The organism is Yoonia maritima, assembly GCF_002933395.1.
GTDB lineage: Bacteria > Pseudomonadota > Alphaproteobacteria > Rhodobacterales > Rhodobacteraceae > Yoonia > Yoonia maritima_A.
Genome location: NZ_PKFN01000013.1, coordinates 11,560 through 31,309, shown reverse-complemented (window position 1 = coordinate 31,309; position 19,750 = coordinate 11,560). Strand labels below are relative to the sequence as shown.

The 19,750-nt window shown below is 51.8% G+C and carries 14 protein-coding genes; 1 reads left to right on the top strand and 13 read right to left on the bottom strand.

Translation table 11 applies throughout. The features are described from left to right. Positions 1–120: 120 nt before the first annotated feature. The 13 genes from CYQ09_RS16225 to CYQ09_RS16165 form a co-directional block, all read right to left on the bottom strand. A complete protein-coding gene (locus CYQ09_RS16225) occupies positions 121–1,155 on the bottom strand; it encodes an alginate lyase family protein (protein ID WP_106746444.1) in 1,035 nt (344 codons plus the stop codon). Beyond that, a complete protein-coding gene (locus tag CYQ09_RS16220; RefSeq protein ID WP_106746443.1) occupies positions 1,155–3,926 on the bottom strand; it encodes a tetratricopeptide repeat protein in 2,772 nt (923 codons plus the stop codon). Before CYQ09_RS16220 ends, CYQ09_RS16225 begins: the two co-directional genes overlap by 1 nt. A gap of 23 nt (positions 3,927–3,949) precedes the next feature. Continuing rightward, positions 3,950–4,570, bottom strand: coding sequence for an alginate O-acetyltransferase AlgF (locus CYQ09_RS16215; RefSeq protein ID WP_106746442.1), 621 nt, complete (start codon positions 4,568–4,570; stop codon positions 3,950–3,952). Beyond that, positions 4,567–5,898 carry an alginate O-acetyltransferase AlgX-related protein gene (locus tag CYQ09_RS16210; RefSeq protein ID WP_106746441.1) on the bottom strand — a complete coding sequence of 444 codons (1,332 nt, stop codon included), beginning with the start codon at positions 5,896–5,898 and terminating at the stop codon, positions 4,567–4,569. Before CYQ09_RS16210 ends, CYQ09_RS16215 begins: the two co-directional genes overlap by 4 nt. Further along, a complete protein-coding gene (locus CYQ09_RS16205) occupies positions 5,895–6,650 on the bottom strand; it encodes a hypothetical protein (protein ID WP_106746440.1) in 756 nt (251 codons plus the stop codon). The genes CYQ09_RS16210 and CYQ09_RS16205 overlap by 4 nt, the downstream gene beginning before the upstream one ends. Further along, on the bottom strand, positions 6,643–7,728 hold the full coding sequence (locus CYQ09_RS16200; protein ID WP_106746439.1) for an alginate O-acetyltransferase AlgX-related protein: 1,086 nt from the start codon (positions 7,726–7,728) through the stop codon (positions 6,643–6,645). The genes CYQ09_RS16205 and CYQ09_RS16200 overlap by 8 nt, the downstream gene beginning before the upstream one ends. 13 nt (positions 7,729–7,741) lie before the next feature. Next, a complete protein-coding gene (locus CYQ09_RS16195; RefSeq protein ID WP_106746438.1) occupies positions 7,742–9,187 on the bottom strand; it encodes an MBOAT family O-acyltransferase in 1,446 nt (481 codons plus the stop codon). A gap of 3 nt (positions 9,188–9,190) precedes the next feature. Continuing rightward, on the bottom strand, positions 9,191–10,642 hold the full coding sequence (locus tag CYQ09_RS16190) for a NosD domain-containing protein (protein WP_162617703.1): 1,452 nt from the start codon (positions 10,640–10,642) through the stop codon (positions 9,191–9,193). Between the two features lie 64 nt (positions 10,643–10,706). Further along, the gene (locus CYQ09_RS16185) at positions 10,707–12,110 is read right to left on the bottom strand and encodes a mannose-1-phosphate guanylyltransferase (protein WP_106746436.1); all 1,404 of its coding nucleotides are present in this window, start codon (positions 12,108–12,110) and stop codon (positions 10,707–10,709) included. A gap of 94 nt (positions 12,111–12,204) precedes the next feature. After that, entirely contained in the window at positions 12,205–13,281 is a 1,077-nt protein-coding gene (locus CYQ09_RS16180; protein WP_106746435.1) for a hypothetical protein, read from the bottom strand. 26 nt (positions 13,282–13,307) lie between these two features. Continuing rightward, a complete protein-coding gene (locus CYQ09_RS16175) occupies positions 13,308–14,783 on the bottom strand; it encodes a glycosyltransferase (RefSeq protein ID WP_106746434.1) in 1,476 nt (491 codons plus the stop codon). 6 nt (positions 14,784–14,789) lie between these two features. Next, complete coding sequence (locus tag CYQ09_RS16170) at positions 14,790–16,109, bottom strand: nucleotide sugar dehydrogenase (RefSeq protein ID WP_106746565.1); 1,320 nt, start codon at positions 16,107–16,109, stop codon at positions 14,790–14,792. Between the two features lie 227 nt (positions 16,110–16,336). After that, positions 16,337–17,023, bottom strand: a complete 687-nt coding sequence (locus tag CYQ09_RS16165) for a response regulator transcription factor (RefSeq protein WP_162617702.1) — start codon at positions 17,021–17,023, stop codon at positions 16,337–16,339. Positions 17,024–17,359: 336 nt separating this feature from the next. Here CYQ09_RS16165 and CYQ09_RS16160 point away from each other — a divergent pair, with 336 nt between their 5' ends. Beyond that, positions 17,360–19,744, top strand: a complete 2,385-nt coding sequence (locus CYQ09_RS16160; protein WP_106746432.1) for a hypothetical protein — start codon at positions 17,360–17,362, stop codon at positions 19,742–19,744. Positions 19,745–19,750 lie beyond the last annotated feature (6 nt).

Genomic DNA, 19,750 nt, shown 5'->3' with positions numbered 1-19,750 from the left:
GCGCAACGCGACGATACATGTCATGAACAAGTGATAAAGGGGTGGCCTGGCGATAGCTGAGCAAAAATATAGTGCCGCATGACGACAAAAACGTCAATGTTCGCCAGACCTAGCCTTTAGTTACCCATCAGAACCTGTTCCAGACCAAAGCAGAGCCTGATCACCGCCCAGTTTACTGTTCGACATCGGGCGGAACCGATCCGCATATGCGTCAATATCGGGGTTCGGGGACAACACGAGATACGCCTCGAGCCAAGCCATCTGAAAGCTCTCAAGCTCTTCAGTGCCGTCAAACAAGCTTTGTTCTTTACCAGAATAAGCAGCACTTGCTTCACCTGTTTCGAGATCAGCGATTGTAAACGCGACAATCCGATCTAGTGCATTGTCACACACGCCCTTGATAGAACGCCCCTGCTGTTCCAGTAACAACGTTGTTAAAACCAGCGGGGCAACAGCGTGCAACTGATAGTGCAGTGCATATTTTCCGCGACGCATTTCTTGGGGTAGGCTGCCGTCAGCAAGCGCCTGACATTGAAGATATGTCGCTGACCACTCGGACCAGCTAAGCGCAATTGGATCATTCCTGATCTGACCGACAAGGTTAATCCCCAATGTTGCCCAAGCCCGCAGGTTACCCGTTTTCGCACCAGAGGTTGCGTCTTCTTCCCAAAATGTCATTTGCTCCGTGGCGCGGCGACCAAGCCAATCTTCGATGACATCACGTGCTTGGATATCCGTCGCGTAGGGTACGACCTGCCGATAAACCATCGCAAATGCACCAAGACGCGATCCAATCGAAAAATTGGCGGTGATGGTGTTAAGTTCGGAAAAGGCGTCAGCCTCGGCCCAAGTCAACATTTGGGCAATTGCACAATCCGCCTGTTCAACGCGGTCTCCATCGCCTTTGGTGACATTATTCGCAATCTGCGTGAGATCCCGCACAAAATCGTCAATCGGTCCAAGCGCTGCATTGACCTCTGCATTACTTTCATCGTCGATTTCAGACCGCGATTTGCTATCATCCGTGTAGCGGCTACCAAAGCCAAGCGTCACAACAGGTTCAGGTGCTGCGGCGCAGGCTTCTTCATCTGCAAGAGCAGGGCTAGCGAAAGACATCAGAATTCCGGCTCCTGCGATGCTTATAAATTTACGCATTATGTATCCTCATTGAGGTTAAGAAGTGCCGTAATCGTCGCGGCTTTGTCAGACCCATTTGCTGCAGCACGTTCCAGCCAGACAACTGCATTGTCCAAATCGGCCTCGGTTCCGATCCCAAATGCAAGCGCGTATCCTAGTTCGGCCATTGCTGTTGTGTCGCCACCTTCGGCCGCACGCGCCAACCATTCGGTTGATGTTGCAAGGTCGGTCGTGTTGGCCGCATTTTCGCGTAGGTAAAGTGCATAGGTACGCATTGAGAAGATATCGCCAGATTCAGCGGCAACCATATAGACCTGAGGCATATCAAGACGAGATTCGATCTCGGCTTTGACTTCGTCGTTGGCGCCACGATAGGCCCCTAAGAAGCGGTTCAAATAGGCGTGCTCTGGATCGTCCATAGCCTGTGTAATTAAAAGAGCCGCACGTTCAGGATCATAGGTTTCCGCATCGTTTGTGACTAACAAATCAAACATTCCACGGGGCGCGTTTACGTCACCCAGCGCCGCAGCACGTTCAAACAAGTCCATCGCTTTGGGTGCTGCTTCGACACCAAGAACGTTTAGCTCTGAACGTGCGAGGTCGACCATTGTCCATGGATTGTCTTCCATAAGATATTCAGCAATCCGCATCCAGTGCACAGCATTTTCGGAATTGCCAATCTCGAGATAGAGACGCGACATGGCCATCACGTTTTTATAGTCGCACGGGATGATACCGGCGGCCCGCGATAGATAATTTTCCTGCTTTTCCGCCTCTAAGAATGGCACGGCAAAAAGAAGCGCATCAAAGTCGCCATTTGCTTCGATAACGTCAGCGAATTGTTCGAATACAGCGCGACCGCTATCATCGCTTGGGTCAAGCGCGGCAAGCAATTGCATCGCGGCCCCCTGACCCTCACCGGCTGGTGCTTCCAGCAGTGTGCGAACGTCTGCGGTGCTGAATTCGGTATCAGACTGATAATCCAATATCGCTTGAGCAAGAGCGAGAGCCGCCGGAGCACCAGAGAGTTTATACTCTTGCCTTAACAGACTAAACGCAACGATACGCTCGGCTGGGTTTTCGGCCAATTCGAATTCCAGATCGGCCAGCGCCTCCAAAACACTTGTGTATTGGTTCGAATATTCGTGCCAAAACGCCAGCATCTCGGGCGTTGTATCAGGCGAATTCTCAAGATACTTTAAGTAGCTCGCCATCGCTTTTGCACGACCATACAACGCATGAGATTGTATCAGCGCAATGGTCAGCGCGTCATCTTCGTTATCTAATTCAATAAGATCACGTGCCGCAATTTCAACATTCGACGTCCCTGTCGCAGCTTCGATGCTTTGCCAATACTGTGCCTCTTGGACACGTGGGCTATCGGGAGCTTGGCACATGAAGACACCATGTAACAACTTGGCCGGATTGACGCCGCCCAAAGCTGATACTGAATACGAAAGCAGATCAACCGCGCGTTCAATCTCATGTTCGCCACTTCGTTGCGCGACAAGGTTGATGGCAAGGTTGATCGAACCATCCATGTCGCCCAGCTCTGCTGCGCGTTCCAGATAAACCAAAGCCTCTGCCTGACCACCCCAACGACCTTTACGCTCGTAAACGTCATCCGCAAGCCGAGAGAAAACCCAGCCCGCCGCACCTGGATGTTCGGCAAGGTTATTCAATGCTGCCAAGCGTTCGTCATTGGTGCCGGGGTAGCGATCAGCATAGGTTTCTAAAAACAGCGCCAGACGTGTCAAGCCGGGACGCCCACCTGATTTTGCAGCAGCGCGAAACAATTGCAAAGTACGATCAAGGTCGCGTTCAACCAATGCACCGGTTTCATAAACACGGCCCAGCGCAATTTGCGCATACGGTAATTGCGCATCTGCAGCCTGCGTTAAATAATGCAGCAGAACGTCGTTATCTTTTTCGAAATTCTCTGCCAGCATATGAAATTCAACGATTTTCCAGGCCGAATTTGAATCGCCTAGGTCGGCTGCAAACCGAAACCAATCATGCGCAAGCTGCGGGTTTGGTCGCACGATTTCACCGTTGCTGTATTCGCGTGCAATACGTGCAACGCGGTCACAGATCGAAGGGTTCAATTCCCCCACTAACGAACCAAACGCCATCGTCACGGCAAGTTCAGGGGCAACATCCCACCCTTCGGGACTAGTTCCAGCAAGTTCACGTTTCGTGAGGGTCAGCAACGCATCGGCGTTGCCTGAATATCCAGCATCAACAAGCAATGCATCTGCGTGTTCGACGTCACGTTCAACACCAAGCCCGTTCCGAAAATATCCTGACAAAGCTGTTTTGATACGTGGCGAAAGGAGTTCTTCGTCAGCAGCAAGCTGCGCGATAAGCTGCTGACTGCTTAATTCTTCAAACGCGCCGGCGGCAACCATCGCAGAGATCCGCGCCAACAGCGCGTTGTTCCCTGCGTAGCTTGGGTCGGCTTCGGCCAAACGCGTGATAATCAGCTCAATCGTTTCGAGCCAATAAGAAGCGTTAATTTGCTGCAACCGATTGATGTCACGCTTGATCAGCGCGTGGTCGACATTTGGGAGCCTGACACCGTCCCAATTTCTCCAAGTTTCTATCGTGTCAGCATCCGGCGCGCGCGGCACACAGATGTGTGACGGCGTAATCTCAGGTGGTAAAAATTCGAGGTCGAGCACATTCGTGCTCGCCTCTTGGGCAGATGTCGCAATAGGTGCGACCGACAGGGCAAGCACCGAAAGGATCGCTGACCAGTTTTGTTTTGGCGAAGATACGAAACCAAACATGTGGTTACTCCTGTATGGCTACCTTATTTAAGGTAGGAATTGTCCGTGGCGAATGCAGAGTATCCGTCGTCGTTCTGTAGCAGAACGATGGACACACCAGCGTTACGGATAAGTTCCACCTCTGAAACAGTTGCTAGAACTTCGTCACCAGAGCGCAGTTCAAAATCCAATGTGAGCGGTGCTTTGATCGCTACGGACTGCCCCTGCATGGCTTCGATGCCTTCAACAGCGACGGCATTTGCTTGTGGGACAAATACGTCAATGCTTGGTGTATCAGTCAGATTGTAGACCGATATGTCAGCTTTTGAAGGGCTGTTCGTGATGTCGTCTGTGACGATTTCTGTTTGACCATCTTCAGTAAAAAGAACCGTATAGTAGGCGCTTGGTCCAACTTCGACCACTCCAGTCCCATTCGGGACAACAACGTCAATCTCTCCGGGCATGACGTTCACATAATCTGAAACGCCTGATGCAATGTCACTAACACTTTCACCATTTATCGAAGCAACAGTCTGACCCGGTGCAACAACCCGGACGAAGCTCGAGTTCGGATCAGCCACATCTTGATATAGGCCATCATCGGCCAGAGCGGGACTAACCTGAGTGAGGATAGCCGCTAAAGCGACAGTAAACGGGAGTTTCATATTTCTTCCTTTGTTTGAGTGGTGCAGGCAAAGACGCTGGGCTGGGAGGTAAAAGGCCCAGACGTCGAAATATCGACCGAAGCTGCGCCGTCGGCCCAAAGTCCAGACAACGGCATATAGAAACGACCCGTCCGGCTTTGGCGTTCGCCTCGTTCGATAAATTTGCTCCGTGTCAGGCCATCATGGGACTGAAACAGAAAGTTAGCGCTGGTTCCCGCAAGCTGATGGATATCGATAAAGATCGTATCCTCAGGACCCAAGTCATAGTCGGTAAGATCGACCGTCACCACGGTGTTGGCTTCATTAGCTTGCGCTTCTAGCGGTAAGGTGCAGGTCTGTCCGGCGGCAGCAATAAGTTCACGCATCGGCTGGTCGCCGTATTGTGCAAGGTTGGTGTAAACCGGATTTTCCCACACCAAAAACCGTGGCCGCGTTTCTTGGAACTCGGTTGATGTCAAATAAGACGTCATGGCACCATATTGGTTCCCACCAGTTAAAGCATAGTTCACGACCTCTAGCTCTGTGTACTGGGCGATAAAACCGGGGAAGTTATTGACCGGACTGTCAGAAAACGAAGTTCCCAGCAGCGCGATGGGAACAGTCAGATCATCTTCGCCAAACAGGTCAAGACCACCGTCACCAAGATCGATATCTTCTGTTTGTGTGGTCGAATATGTCATAATTTCTGCTTCGGGCAGCGTTTTAACGCAGTGCTCTTGCAAATCTCGCCTCATGCCAGAAAAAGATATTTCAATCCCCTCTTCGACGGTCTCGAATGGTGTATGTTCAAGATCAGCGTATTCTGGCAGGCCTTTAATCTTTTCGGCAATCGCTTCGGCTGTATGACGCGCACCAATGTGGGACCAGTGAAAGTCTGCCTTAAAGAAAGGAATTTCTTCGGCATCCATCATTGCTTCGCGGGCATCGACCGTAATGACACCCGCGGCATTCAGCCGGTCCAAGATATCGTCATGCACTGCGGTCGCGATACCCAAGTCAAACCCGTACAGCGCCGCCTCTTCCGGCAGATAATCCGGCATTGTGACGCTTTTCGTCGGGATCGGAACAAAAATTAAAGTTGTCCCATTCTCGGCTAGCGCTTGCGACAGCTCTGAAATGAATTCAACGTTTTGATCCGAAAACGGATGGTTCATGCGCAGGTCTGTTTTAATCCTGAAAAATACACCGTCTTTGCCCTCCAAAGCGGGTAGTTCAGTATCGGTTTCTAGGCCTGCACAGCCAAACATCGATTCAGCCACCGCAATATTCGGCATCATCCCAAATGCGGATAAGGCAATACATGCCAGCTTTAGATTGCGCTGTTTCACTGCATGACCTCCGTTGGTGTTTCAGACTGCTTAGAAAGTGCTTCATCAAGCAGCGGGGTAAGATTTGCCGCAACCAATTGCGTTTCAAGTGAATCTGATTCAGCGGCCGTTTGAATATAGGCCTGCGCACGCGCCAAATCGTCTGGTGAATGCGCTTCGTTTTGGAGAATGGTCAGCGCGAGGTGCAACGAAATCGAAGATGCCGTATCTCCGTGCGCTTGGGCGAGCAGGCTTTCGACCTCGCTATCGATACGCCCAAATGGTTTTTGCGCAATTTGATAGCGAATGACGGCATCTACCGCACGGCTATTTCCAGCGCGGGCATATGCAAACACTATGCCTTCCAGAACATTACTACGTGCGCGTGGCAGTTCCGCTGGATCAATGTGGTCAAGTGCATCAAGCAATCTGTTAAACGCGTTTAGCCGTCCAGTGGCTGCTGCAATCCCATAGTAATGTGCGATATCGGACTGTTGTGCTGTTTCAGAGTCTTCTAACCATTCGGCAAATTTGAGCGCAGCAAAACCATCTCCTAGGTCTGCAATTTGACGCAGTTGAGACGTGTAAATTCTTCGGCCTTGCGTCAGTGATTTACGCGCGTCGATCAATTCTTGCGTTGGCAGTTGCGCTGATGATGTGATGCCCGGCATCATCTTTACCGTAATGCGGCTTGGTTCTATCGCATCGTCGCTATCTTGTGCGACGGCTGATGTCGCAAGCCCAAGGATGAGTGCGGTTGCGAGTTTAAACATTGTCGTCCCCATTTGTTGGCAGAAGGCTATCCATCAAAGCAGGGTCGCTTAGATAACGCACAGGGAACTCCCAAATAACAATCGGAGGAGCCTCGGCCGGATCAAGCGTTTCAAGATATGCGCGCATTGGCGCAACAGGGCCTTGGCCCTCTTCTGCGTAGTTTAAAATGTCTTGGGCCAACTCTAACTTTAGCGCTTCGGCGAAGCTCCAGTTCGGGTTGGCAGAATAACTGGTACCGACCAATGCGATTGGCGCAGGCCCATCTGATCCGAACAGATCAATTGTGCCGGTTGCCTCATCGTTTGCCACCATTTCAGCGACATATGGCGTAACGGTTTCCATGGTCAGACCAACGGTTGGCGCCAATTCTTCGGAGGTCACGAACGATACCAAATCGCCGGTAAAATGGATCGGGTCGAGGTCAGTTCGTGTGAATTTGTCCACGCCAATCTCAATCGTGCCGGACGCTGCAACGGTTTGCGCAACCGTGCGTGCGCCAGCAGATGTCCAGTGCGTGTCTGTTTGAAAGAAGGCGGCGGTTTCGGCGGTTAAGGCCGCACGCGTATCGACCGTTACAATGTCGCGCGCGGCAAGTTCGGCCAGAAACAGGTCGTATGTACCCGCAATAGACTGGGCTTGCTCGGCATCGCCGCCGTGAATTTGGGCAATCTCAAGCTTAGCAGGCAGGGGAACGATAACCAGTTCAGTCCCGGTCTTAGAAAGCTGTTCTTGAACAGACGCTATCCAATCCAAAGTATCAGTCAAGCCAATCTGATCGGGATCTTGCGCGCGGAATTCTTCAGAGCTGAACAGCCAGCCTTTTTCGCCAGCAATCACGCCTTTGCGGCCTTCGTTCAGCAGGACATAGCGCGCGGCGCCAACCCAACCCACGGCGACTTCGCGGTGGGGCAGGTTTGCCCGGTACAGGGTGTCGACATCTTGGGTGAAGCCACCTTTGACGAACCCGTCTAAGTGCGGCCCTTCGACATCCGCCTGAAACAGCGCAATGTTCGCAAATGCGGCGTATCCAAAGAATGCCACGGGGGCCGCTAGTCTTATCGCAGTTTGGAAATACATCACGTTCCTCCGATCAAAATTGGAAATACAAGAAGGGTGAAAAGCTTTGCTCGGCCAGCTTGAGGATGGTCACAGTGCCGATCAGCAAAATGGCAAGCGTGTTCAGCACCTGCACCGTTGGGTTGGCGACCGCAGTTCCATCTGTGCGGATTTGGGTCATGCCAGTGCCGTTGGCGTCGATTGCTGCCGAAATACGGGGTTCGGCAAACACAACCATGACGGCCAGCGCAGTCAGGACAAGGCTTTCGCGGGTTACAGACAGCCAGACGGTTGGATCACCGATCAGCCCGTTCAATCCGATCATGCCGCCGTAAATTTCGAACGCTTCGCCAACATAGGCCGCGCGAAACATGACCCAACCGATCAACACAAAGAACAGCGTCAGGGGCAGGGCGAACCAGTGGTTTTTGGCGTTCCGATCCCAGCCGACAAAGCGTTCGGTTGCCAGCAGACCGCCGTGCCAGAAGCCCCACAGAACAAACGTCCAGTTCGCGCCGTGCCATAGCCCACCTAAAACCATGACCATCATGAGGTTCACATAGGTGCGCCCCGCTCCTTTGCGGTTACCGCCAAGCGAGATGTAAAGATAATCGCGCAGCCAGTTCGACAGAGAGATATGCCAGCGCCGCCAGAATTCAGTGATTGATTTGCTGATATACGGAAACCGGAAGTTTTCAAGGAAGTTGAACCCCATCATCTTGCCCAGCCCAATCGCCATATCACTATAGCCGGAAAAGTCGAAGTAAAGCTGAAGCATATAGGCAGCAGCCCCCGCCCAAGCGAGCGCCATTCCGGGATTGTCAGTCGCAAAGGCCAGATCAGCCAGCGGCGCGACGGCGTCGGCAAGGATGACCTTTTTACCAAGTCCGATGATGAACCGTGCAAAGCCGTCGCTGAACATTTCAACGGAATGGGTGCGTTCGCGGAACTGATCTTCTAGGTCTTTGTAGCGCAGGATTGGGCCAGCGATTAGCTGCGGGAAAAGCGCGATAAAGGCCGCAAAGTCAATGAATGGCGCGTCGGCAGTGGCATCACCACGGTGCACGTCGATGAGATAGCTAAGCGCCTGAAACACATAGAACGAAATCCCGATAGGCAGGATCAAACGCCAGTGAATGCCCAGTCCAGCTGTATCGGTACCAAGAAGCGCGGCAAAGCTGTCGATAAAGAAGTTCAGGTATTTAAAGATGCCAAGCACCCCCAAACAACCGACGACCCCGATAATTAGATAGGTCCGGCCAAGTGACGTGCCGCGGTGTTTGGCGACCTTTTGGCCGATCACATAGGCAAAGGCGGTAGCCAGGAACAAGAGACCCAGAAAATCGACACGCCACCATGCGTAAAACACATATGAACCCGCAAGGATCGCATAGGATTTCAGCCGCTCAGGCGTGGCATAATAGACCAACAAAAACACTGGTAAAAATAGGAACAGGAATGATTCTGACGAGAATACCATTGCTCAGCTATCCAATTTATATGTGCAAGTTACGGGCGTAGTGGTGAATGTCGCGATCCCACCAGCGGTCAGGTCGATATCCTGATCGCCACGCAAATCCGCGACGATCTTGTGGCTTTGCGACGCCAGATCACCATCCAAAAAGCGCGGGAACTGATTCAGGAAATTATTGCCCTGTAGCGTCAACCGGTGCGCCGAGGCAGACGAAAGTCCAATCCGGTTTCCAACAAAGATATTGTCGCTGATTGTGGTATGGCTTCCGATCGGTTGATCCCCGACGAACAACCCAGAGCTTTGGTTTCCCAAAAGGTGGTTCGCGATGATCTCAGAGCTTTGACTGGTGCGCAGTTCGATACCTTTGCGGCGGTTATCAATGGCGATGTTATTCGCAAGGTAAACGCAATCAGAACCGCTAACAGAAATACCGCCGCCGACGCTTTTCCAGACGATGTTGTCTGACACAACGATATTGTTACTACCATGATTTACGGTGATTCCGTTGCTAGCGCTATTCAACACAACGTTTCTGGCAAGCGTTGCACCTGCCGAACCATCGGTAATCCGCAATGCGCTACCATTCGCGCTGTCGGCAAATATATTTGCAATCACTCGGGCATGCTGTGTGTGACGCAATTCGACTGTGCCGGCTTCTTGGCCTGCAAAAACATTGCCTTTAATGATCGTATTTTCGGTGCTGTCGAACGTCACTTTTTTGACGTCACGCAGTACGCTTTGCATCATGTAAGAATCACCGATAGGCGCGTATAGCCCTCGGTTAATGATTGACACGCCGGAAAATGCAGCTGTGTCACCAAACCCCAACCCTTCGAACAAACTGTTCGAGATTTGCGTCATCCCTGTACCTGCAGTGGTTACAAATGGGACAAAATCCGACGTTTTTGGGTTTTCTTCATCTGTCGCTATAATCTCGGCACCGTCGATCACCATCGCACCGAGGTTTGCAATGAACGCGCCATCGGCGCGGCTTAGGCGCAACACGTCATCTGGGGCAAAATTAAACTGCGCCTGCTGAAACACAACCAACGGAACGCGTAACGTATCACCCGACAACAATGCATCTGGGTTTGGTTGCGTCGCGGCCCATTCCCGAAGTTGCGCAAAATCGACAATACCGTTTTGAACGGCAATAACCTTTGGCTGTTCGTCAGCTTGAGCGCGCACGACAGTAATTTGATCATTGCTTCCAACAGCGAACGAAATTTGAACCAGAGCAAGGCGCAAATCAATAAGCTCAAGCTCACCGTCTTGCATGGGCGGCAATTCTTGCGAAGTCTGAGAACCCGGTGTGGTCGGTGTCGCACTAAGTGCGTGCGTGGAATCCGAAAGGTCCGAGGGTTTTCGAATATCCGGAACCTGCTCTTGCAGGTCTGCATAGATATGCTCGACCTGTTCGCGCAGCGCCGTGTACCCCTGCATCGTCTGAGCGTGGGACATAGATGCCCCAACACTACAGAACAATGCAGTCAGGCCAGAGGCCAAGGTGATATGCGTGCGCCGCTTAGGCATTGAGCGCAGCGTCCATCGGTACAGATGACGTCGAAATCGAAGAGTTCAACGTCACCATGATAACGTCAATCTTATCTGACGACGTGTTGGTCAGCTTTGTGCGATCCAGCACATCAAGCATGGCGCGTTCGCCCTTGCCCAATGTCCGGTTGCTGAGACCATCAAAGACAGACAATCCACCGCGACCTGCGATGATCTGGCGACCAGGCAGCGGATCAACGGTGATTGAAGAACCGGGGTTGATGCTAAGCATGGTCATGTCATGGTCTTTTGATGTCATGACATGGTGACTTTGGCCCCATTGGTGTTCGCGTGCCAAATGGCGCACGGATTCACGACGCGATTCTGATTTCAGTGTCTCGACAACCTTTTTCACGTCTTGGCATTGACCGCGTGCAGTCACCAACACAGCATCAGGCGTATCCACGACGATCACATCAGATACACCAACCACCGCAACAAGCCGTTTGTCACCGCGTACCAATGTGTTTTTAGAATTCACCGAGATCACATCCCCGGTCAGAACGTTGCCATCCTTATCCCCATGTCCAATCGCATGCATCGAGGTCCAGCAGCCGACGTCGCTCCACTCAACATCAAGCGGCGCGAATGCGACCGATTTCGCACGTTCAAAGATAACGCGTTCAGTTGGTTCGTTCGTTGCCTTGCGGAAACTATCCGCGTGCAGCTTCAGGCAATTGTCAGCCCATTCACCTTTAGACACGGCCTCGGTTACGGCATTCAACGACGGCTTATCAAGACGCGTGAATTCTTGGATGATCGTCTTAGTGGAATACAATGAAATACCAGACGCCCAATAGGCGCAACCAGTACCAACCAAGGCAGACGCTTTGCTAAGCGGCGGCTTTTCGACAAATTCTGCAACGCTGTGCAGACCTGCATAGTTCGAAAACGCGCCGCCGTCAGTGATATAGCCATACCCTGTTTCTGGGTAAGTTGGGGTAATACCAAATGTCACGATACGTCCGTCACTTGCAGCTTGGCGCATAGCAAGGATCGGCGTATTCAAGTTACCTTCGATGATATGGTCAGCTGGAAGGATCAGCATCAATGCTTTGGGGTCTTCTTCTGCCAATACCATCGCCGCAGCCAAAACAGCAGGCCCGGTGTTGCGCGCCATTGGTTCGCAGATAATTGTCGCGTCACACTGCAGTTCGGTCAGCTGCTGCTGAACCGTGTGGTAATGTTGCATCGCGGTGACAACGACAGGCTTACCAAAGCCTTTAGAACGGTGACGCTGCACTGTCGCTTGGAAAAATGTAAGTGACCCGGGGCCGCCAACAGGTTGAAACTGTTTAGGGCTTTGGGTGCGGGACATTGGCCAAAGGCGTGAACCAGTTCCACCACATAGGATAATCGGTCTAATATCTTGCATCGGTCTAAAATTCCTAGTTAGAGCCCGTTTTTGTTAGGCTGTTAGGGAAATTAATCCGGCTCATTTTGAGCCGGTGATGATGCCCTTCGTATGTTTAAAGGGCGCTGTTTAATGCGTTTGGCAGCAGTTGGCGTCGGAACCGGAGCCGTGCAGTTTCGCCTACGGCGATCTGTGCCGCAGTTTCGTCGCTGATGGTGATTTGGGCGGCGATATAGTCGTTCGCCCGCGCACCTTCAGCAGTTTCAGCTAGGCTAACTGTCACAGGGACAACACGGCCGTCGCTAAGTTCCAGTTCGGCAGTGTCACCAGCAAGTAGACGCGCGGCACCTTCGAAACTGATTTGGGTATTGGCTTCGATTTCGGCATCTTGGCCGACAAGTTTCACCAATGGCGCGCCCGCAAGGATGGTCGCACCTTCGTAGAAATCGGGGGATGGCAGCATGGTGCAGTCACACGGCATCCGCACGCTAAGTAGATCACCAGAGTTGGCACCGATTGAGTAAACAACGTCGCCAACGCCTGCCGCCTCGTTGATATAGGTGATCTGCCCGGCAGAGGTCGCGCGCAGCGTTTCACCGCTTTGGCTGATCACAACAGGACGAGGTTCATAGTTAAAGATGACCCGCTCGCGCACTACGTTTGCAGCCATCGCAACAAGCAAAAGGCTTAGGACGATGATCCCCGCCTGACGGACCGTACGACCAACACGTTCTGTGAGGCGCGGCTTTTCAACGGGTTTCTTGGGCTTAACTTGTGTCGGCCCCGTGTAGCCCAAAAAGCGACCAACTGTGACCAGATCACCCGCCAAGTGGCTGTTCATAATGTAACGCAGCGGCGCAAGGTGGCTGCCGGATGGGTCACAGAACTGAAGACTGTATTCAGGGCTATCGGGTGCGCCAATTTTTAGAACATTTGCTTCGAGAAACAGGTTTACAGAAAAACCTTCAAAGTCGAACTGAAGCGCAACCGGGCATTTTTGCATGTTCCCGTTCGGCGGCATTAGCCCAGAAACAAGCGCTTGCGTGATCGAGATTGAATTCCCTTCAAGCCGGCGGTCGCCAACCCGTGCAGTGAACGGGATCGGCAGTTGCGGATGTTCGTTTTCATAGATGAAGCCGCCAGAAACAGAAGTGTCGGGGCTCGTTGGCTGTGTTGGTTGTGTTTCGCTCATCGTGATTTCCAATACTTCGATATGATTTAGACGACGCCGGTCAGGTACAGGGCGGCGATCGTGAGCCATCCAAGAGTTAAGACGTGCAGGTAAGCAGAGCTGGCAGCGCGGATGCGTTCACCAATAGGACGGCGGACGCCCGACGAACCGGCACTTGCCTGACGTGTCCATTTTTGGCGGTCCAGCCGGAACAAAACATAGCTTTTGACCGCCGCTCCAAACAATTGGCCGAAATACAGTAACCCCGTGTAAACAATGGGAAAACTACGGCCACGGAATAAACAAATTGCTGTACAAAACACGTAACGGGTCAACATGACCCAGGCGATGTAGATCGGGATCACCATTGGGTCGAAAAAGATTGCTGCAGCGACCATGCAGATTGGGCCAGCGAGCGTGGTCCACATGGAAAGGCGCTGATCAAGGATAGACCACCAGGTGAAATAACCGATCTGTGATGGGGACAATTCCAGCGCGCGGCCATTGGTGCGCAGCATATTGCCAAACCAGCGCACCATAAGAGCTGTGGCGCTACCGACAAATGTTGGCTTTGGCTGTGTTTCCATCGAAGAACTGGCCACATCAGGTAGATACGCCATTTGGTAGCCGTGCTTCATCAGCCAGTACCACGTTGACTTGTCATCACCGGTCAGGAAATTCACCCGACCCAAGCGCCAGTGGTCAATAAAGTCGTGTTGGACGGAATTGATGAAATCAGGGTCAGTCGCCAGATCACCACGGAACACGGACATGCGGCCGGTCAGGGTCAGTACGCGGTTACCCAAACCCATAGAACACATCATCACTTGGCGTTGGTCAAAGCGTAGTTCGAACCAATCGCGGAACAGACCGGGTTGCGGGATCTCGACTTCTTCGTCAGTGGTAAGCGCACCAATTTTCGGGTTCGTGAAAACTGGTGCCGATTGCGCAACAATATCTTCGGGAACACAGCTGTCGCCATCGACGAAAAGAACGATATCGTTTGCAGTCGGGCATTCCCGCGCAATGATATTCAACGCCTTGGCCAAAGCGTCACGCTTACCAGTCCCGGGAATGCGGTCGATAATCAGTTTTACTGAAGACATATCGACCTGCATCGTGGCAAAAATATCTTGGATCAACCGCTCATCAGCGCCATCGACGACAGATGACACGATGGTTGCACCATTTTCGGATTTTGACGCAGCCAGAAAGATACTGCGATAAACCGGGATCGTGACGCTACTTTCGATCATATAAGATGTGGTCAGGAAATATGCGTGGGCACGAACCGTACGATCCGCATAGCGCGCATGTGCGCGAGCCTTGCGGCGCGGATAACTATACCACCGGAAGATGGCGGCCCGCGTAAAGTTAATAGACGCCCACGTATACCGCCAAGCGCCAAGAACCCCCAGCACAACAACGGCTTCTTTCACGTCGCCAAGCAGCCCTGCCGGGACAAGCGCGGCTAGCATGACAATGACGGAAAGATACGCGATGTGGCTGAGGGCTTGTAGCATGACGGATTACCAACAAATCCCATCATAGCCACCACCGGACACCCGGTTACGGCTGATGCGCGTCAGGTCAACCATTGGTTTGTTGCTGATAGCCGCATCAAGTTCAGAAAGCGTATCTTTGTAGATATTACCAACCACGATCATGTCTGATCCGTCGATCATCGCCGTCAGGTTCGGATTCAGGCGTTCCTTAAGATCAGGAACAACATCGTTACCGCGACCCGCAGTCGAGTTATCGTTTGCATAGGCTTCGTGCACGAATGGGTCATAGATTTCGACAGCAACGCCGGACTTGATCAGACGCGACGCAAGTTCAGCCAACGGGCTTTCGCGCATGTCGTCTGTACCCGGTTTAAAGCTGATCCCGACAAAGCCTACTTTTGACGCCTTAGAAGACGCGACCATCTGTTCCGCTTTGACGATCTGCGCTTCGTTCGCATCAAGGACGGCATTCAACAGCGGGGCAGGGGTGTTGTTTTCGGCTGCCAGATGGCGCAGCGCGCGAACATCTTTGGGCAGGCAAGACCCACCAAAGGCAAAACCAGGCCGCATAAAGTAGGGCGACATATTTACCTTAAGATCGGAGCACAGAATTTCCATCACGTCTTGGCCATCAAGGCCGCATGATTTGGCGATGTTCCCGATTTCGTTCGCAAAGGTCACTTTGACCGCACGCCATGTGTTAGATGTGTATTTCACCATCTCTGCGGTGCGCAGATCCACGGTGTGGATTTTGCAGTTCAGGTTCTCGTTTAGCTCGGTCAGGATCGCACGTGTGCCATCATCCAGCGCGCCGAACACGATCAGGCCCGGATCATAATAGTCTTCGATCGCAGTGCTTTCGCGCAGGAATTCAGGGTAATAGCCAACGCCGAAACCAGTGCCTGCTTTCTTACCCGATGCCGCCTCGAGCGTCGGGATGCATGTGTTTTCACAGCTGCCCGGAACGATGGTCGACCGGATAATCACCGAGTGGAATGCATCCTTTTTCGCGAGCGCCTCACCAATGTTTTGACAAACCACATCAACGTATGTCAGACCAACTGACCCGTCAGGGGCGCTTGGGGTGCCGACACATACGAATGATGCATCAGTGTTGTTAACTGCATATTCCACATCGTCGGTGGCGGTTAGGCGGCCAGCGGCGACAACATCTTTAATAAGGTCGTCTAGACCGTTTTCCACAATAGGGGACAAACCCGCATTAATCGCGTTAATTTTGCCCGGATCGACATCGACTGCAATAACGTCGTGGCCGTCTTTAGCCAGACAACCAGCCGCGACAACACCGACATAGCCGATTCCAAAAATACTAATACGTGCCATTGTTTCCTCGCAGTAATTTGCTTCGCCTTGAAATTGCCGCATTGCAGAAGATTCACCAGTCAGGAAAAATCCCTACACTGTAAGGATTCATTAACCTTTTGGCGGAACCTTGCCTAAACCACTGATTTACTGTGGATAAAAATGAATGCCAGATATGCAAAATGCAGGTGGCAGCTATGCTGCACCTGCATTGTAAACCGTCTAAAAATGTGGCGTTTTGAAGGCGGCTAGGTCATCCAGCCTTGTTCAAGCACGTATCCGACGAGTTGGGCCCGATCGTTCAGGTCCAACTTTTGGCTTGCGCGTGCCTTGTAGGTATCAACCGTTTTGTTGCTGATTTTCAGGTCATGTGCGATTTGCTTTGCGCTCAATCCACGGGCAAACCCGACAAGTACTTCTTTCTCACGTTCGCTCAGCCCGTCATCGTCAGTTGTTTCGGCCAGCATCGGGCGCAGATGTGCGCCGAAAGCATCATCAAAGTAGATGCCGCCATCAAGAATCACCGCCAATGCGATCGCCAACTGCCGCAAATTTGCATTCTTTGAGATGCAGCCGCAAAAACCCGCATCCAGCATGCCACGAACCATACTGTTGGTCGTTTTGAAACTATAACCCAAAACCCGCGTTGTCGGATTGGCACGGCGAATATTGCGACCCAGCTCGAGAATGTCGCTTTGCTTTGATAGCTCCATATCGGCAGGATCAAATATTAAGGCATCAGGACGACACGCCGTAATCTCATCAATAATTTGAACCCCGTGAGGCACAAAGGTACAGTCAAGAACACCTGTCAGATTCAGCTCGTTTGCTAGAACTTCTGCTAGAACGGGATTTCTATCGGTAATAAGTACACGCCGTTTGGCCTTCTCGTCGCTCACAAGCGTCGAGATACTATGGTTGTCGAATTTGTTCACAACTACGTTCCTTATAACCTTCCGCGCACCCTCCTCCCAGAGTTTTAACCTACGAGAGCACACGCGATGCCACACAAAAAATTGCCGAAACTTTCGACTTGTGGACTCACCATTTAAATTTTCGACCGCTGGTCCGGACCTCCCCCCACGAAAGGTGAACCGCTAAATGCATTGTGCAAGTTATGATCCTTAAGGCCGAGACAGCGCTAGTTCTTTCTGCAAACCGTGGACAATGTGGCGGATTTCCACCGATTACGTGGGTTTAAGCCCCCCCATCAACGGACACGCTTTAGATTTTTCCACTAAGTCGTACAGTGAAATTAATTGAACCGAGTCATGCGTGTTACTGATTCTGACTTGTTTTCTTCAGAGATAGAGGAATTGGTGATGCCATCATCGAACGTTTACACAACCGCCGATATTTCAACAGCTGAGCTACAGTCGTTGATCGATTCAGCTGAATCTGGCACCACAATTCATCTGGAGGCGGGGACGTATACGTTAACCCAAACGCTTGTCATTGACCGAAGTGACATATCGCTTGTGGGTGCAGGTAGCGAAGAAACAATCATTGTTGCCGCAGAAGGGCTGGCCGATGACGCCGCCATTCAGCTTGGTCACGATACATTCGAACCCGACATCATCGACACACATGATCTGGCGCAATCTGCATCCGCTGGCGAAACCGAAATAACGTTGGAATCTGGGCATGGCCTAAGCGTTGGTGACTTCATTTACATCACCCAAGAAAACACTGACGAATTCTTCGAAGAAATCGGTGATGAAGATTGGCAAAGGGATTCGTCGCTTAGGACCGTACTGGTCGAGATTACAGAGGTGAGCGGAAATACGGTCGCGTTCGATACGGAACTTCCGTTTGATTTTGACCCAGACATTACAACCGTCGAAGAACGCAATATCATCGAAGATAATACGCTGTCGGGCTTTACGATCGTTGGATCATGGGGCGAAGCTGACCCAAGCAAGTTTTCAAATGTGATGAAAACCGACATTGGGGCAACTTTGATATCGGTTGCAGGCACGAGCAATGCAGTTTTGACAGATATCGCTGCGTTAGACTCTTCTTCGCACGGCATTACCGTCGGGAATTCTACTAATTTGGATATGAGCGACGTTATTATCGACGGCGCACATGACAAAGGTGATGGTGGCAACGGCTACGGTATCTGGATTCGCGACGTATACGATAGTTCGTTCACTGATCTATCGATCACAGACACGCGGCATGCAGTGGTCTTTGCTAGCTATACATCTGCGTCTGGCAACACGATTGAAGTCGTCAATACCAACCGTGATATCAACTTTCATGGCGGACTTGATCAAAACAATACCGTTACCGTTGAAAGTTCGACACGCATAGGCGACGAAACAGAATACATGTCGCCCACAGTGTTCTTTAACGATGGTACACATTACGGCGCGCCGACAGATCGCAGCGCAAACGATGTAACCTTCTCAACAGTGGTCGGCACCGTCCGAGCTGAAGAAGTCACCGCCGCAGACACCGGATCAACTATGTCGATGAATGCGGGTGCAGATATCGTCCATACCGGCGCAGGTAACGATGTCGTGGATTTGGGGACAGGCGCAGATATTGTCTATGCATCTGGCGGTCAAGATACTCTTACTGGCGGGTCAGGCCGCGACACCGTTGTGTTTGAGCTATCCGAAGACAGCTATAGCACTGCTTGGGATGGCGACACTTTGGTCGTATCGAACGGCGATAACGTGACACGTCTTTCAAGGTTCGAAACAGTCATCTTTGGCAACTTAGAAAGAGAATTCGCGTCTATTCAACCACATGTCGCAGTTCCCGCAAACAGTAGCGAAGTAGAAGAGCCCACAGAGGAAGACGAGCCAGAAATCGAAGAGGAAGAAGTCGCCGCACCTGAACCTGAGCTCGAAGAAACACAAGAAGAGCCAGAGCCAGTCATCGATGAAGTCGTTGAAGATGAGGAAACAGAGGTCGAAGAAGCTGAACCCGAAGAGGAAGAAGTAGAAGACGCACCTGAACCCGCGACAGACGACGTCGACACTGGCGTTGATGACACTGATACTGATGACGTCACAGAAGAAGCCGAGCCAGAGGTCGAAGAGACCGAAGAAATCGCCGAACCCGTCACTGAGGAAATCGTTGAAGAAACGGACACCGAGGTAGACGAAGCTGACACCGATGATGCCGACGACGAAAGCCCCTATGACGTCATAGAAGGTGGCGACGGGTGGGAGCGTGCAACGGTTACCGCCTCTTCTGTTATGGGCGAAATCCTAGATGGCGTTCTTGTCACAGGTGAAGAAGACGCCGAAATTGTTGGCAATATTTGGGACAACAGCATCTTAGGCAACATTGCTAGCAATACGATATCGGGTGAGGACGGCGAAGATCGCATATTCGGACGTGCAGGCGATGATGTCATCAGCGGCGGTGATGGAGATGACTTTTTACACGGCCAGTCAGGCGACGACATCATTGATGGTGGTGCCGGAGCAAACACGTTGGTGGGTGGATCCGGTGCCGATATCTTTGTTGGTTCGTCTGGTATAAGCACTGTCATCGACTTTGATTCAGCCGAAGGCGATAGCATTCAGGTTAATGGTCCAATCTCGTTCGCATCGTCAAACGGAGACCTAACTGTTACTTATGGCGACGAAGGGTCGCTTGTGTTGTTGGACACAACATTCGCGGACCTTTACTTTTAGTCGTCG

What these genes read in the sequence shown, in the direction of transcription:
- CYQ09_RS16225 (WP_106746444.1), bottom strand. Translation starts at nt 1,155, where the DNA reads ATGCGTAAATTTATAAGCATCGCAGGAGCCGGAATTCTGATGTCTTTC.
- CYQ09_RS16220 (WP_106746443.1), bottom strand. Translation starts at nt 3,926, where the DNA reads ATGTTTGGTTTCGTATCTTCGCCAAAACAAAACTGGTCAGCGATCCTT.
- CYQ09_RS16215 (WP_106746442.1), bottom strand. Translation starts at nt 4,570, where the DNA reads ATGAAACTCCCGTTTACTGTCGCTTTAGCGGCTATCCTCACTCAGGTT.
- CYQ09_RS16205 (WP_106746440.1), bottom strand. Translation starts at nt 6,650, where the DNA reads ATGTTTAAACTCGCAACCGCACTCATCCTTGGGCTTGCGACATCAGCC.
- CYQ09_RS16200 (WP_106746439.1), bottom strand. Translation starts at nt 7,728, where the DNA reads ATGTATTTCCAAACTGCGATAAGACTAGCGGCCCCCGTGGCATTCTTT.
- CYQ09_RS16195 (WP_106746438.1), bottom strand. Translation starts at nt 9,187, where the DNA reads ATGGTATTCTCGTCAGAATCATTCCTGTTCCTATTTTTACCAGTGTTT.
- CYQ09_RS16190 (WP_162617703.1), bottom strand. Translation starts at nt 10,642, where the DNA reads ATGTCCCACGCTCAGACGATGCAGGGGTACACGGCGCTGCGCGAACAG.
- CYQ09_RS16185 (WP_106746436.1), bottom strand. Translation starts at nt 12,110, where the DNA reads ATGCAAGATATTAGACCGATTATCCTATGTGGTGGAACTGGTTCACGC.
- CYQ09_RS16180 (WP_106746435.1), bottom strand. Translation starts at nt 13,281, where the DNA reads ATGAGCGAAACACAACCAACACAGCCAACGAGCCCCGACACTTCTGTT.
- CYQ09_RS16175 (WP_106746434.1), bottom strand. Translation starts at nt 14,783, where the DNA reads ATGCTACAAGCCCTCAGCCACATCGCGTATCTTTCCGTCATTGTCATG.
- CYQ09_RS16170 (WP_106746565.1), bottom strand. Translation starts at nt 16,109, where the DNA reads ATGGCACGTATTAGTATTTTTGGAATCGGCTATGTCGGTGTTGTCGCG.
- CYQ09_RS16160 (WP_106746432.1), top strand. Translation starts at nt 17,360, where the DNA reads ATGCGTGTTACTGATTCTGACTTGTTTTCTTCAGAGATAGAGGAATTG.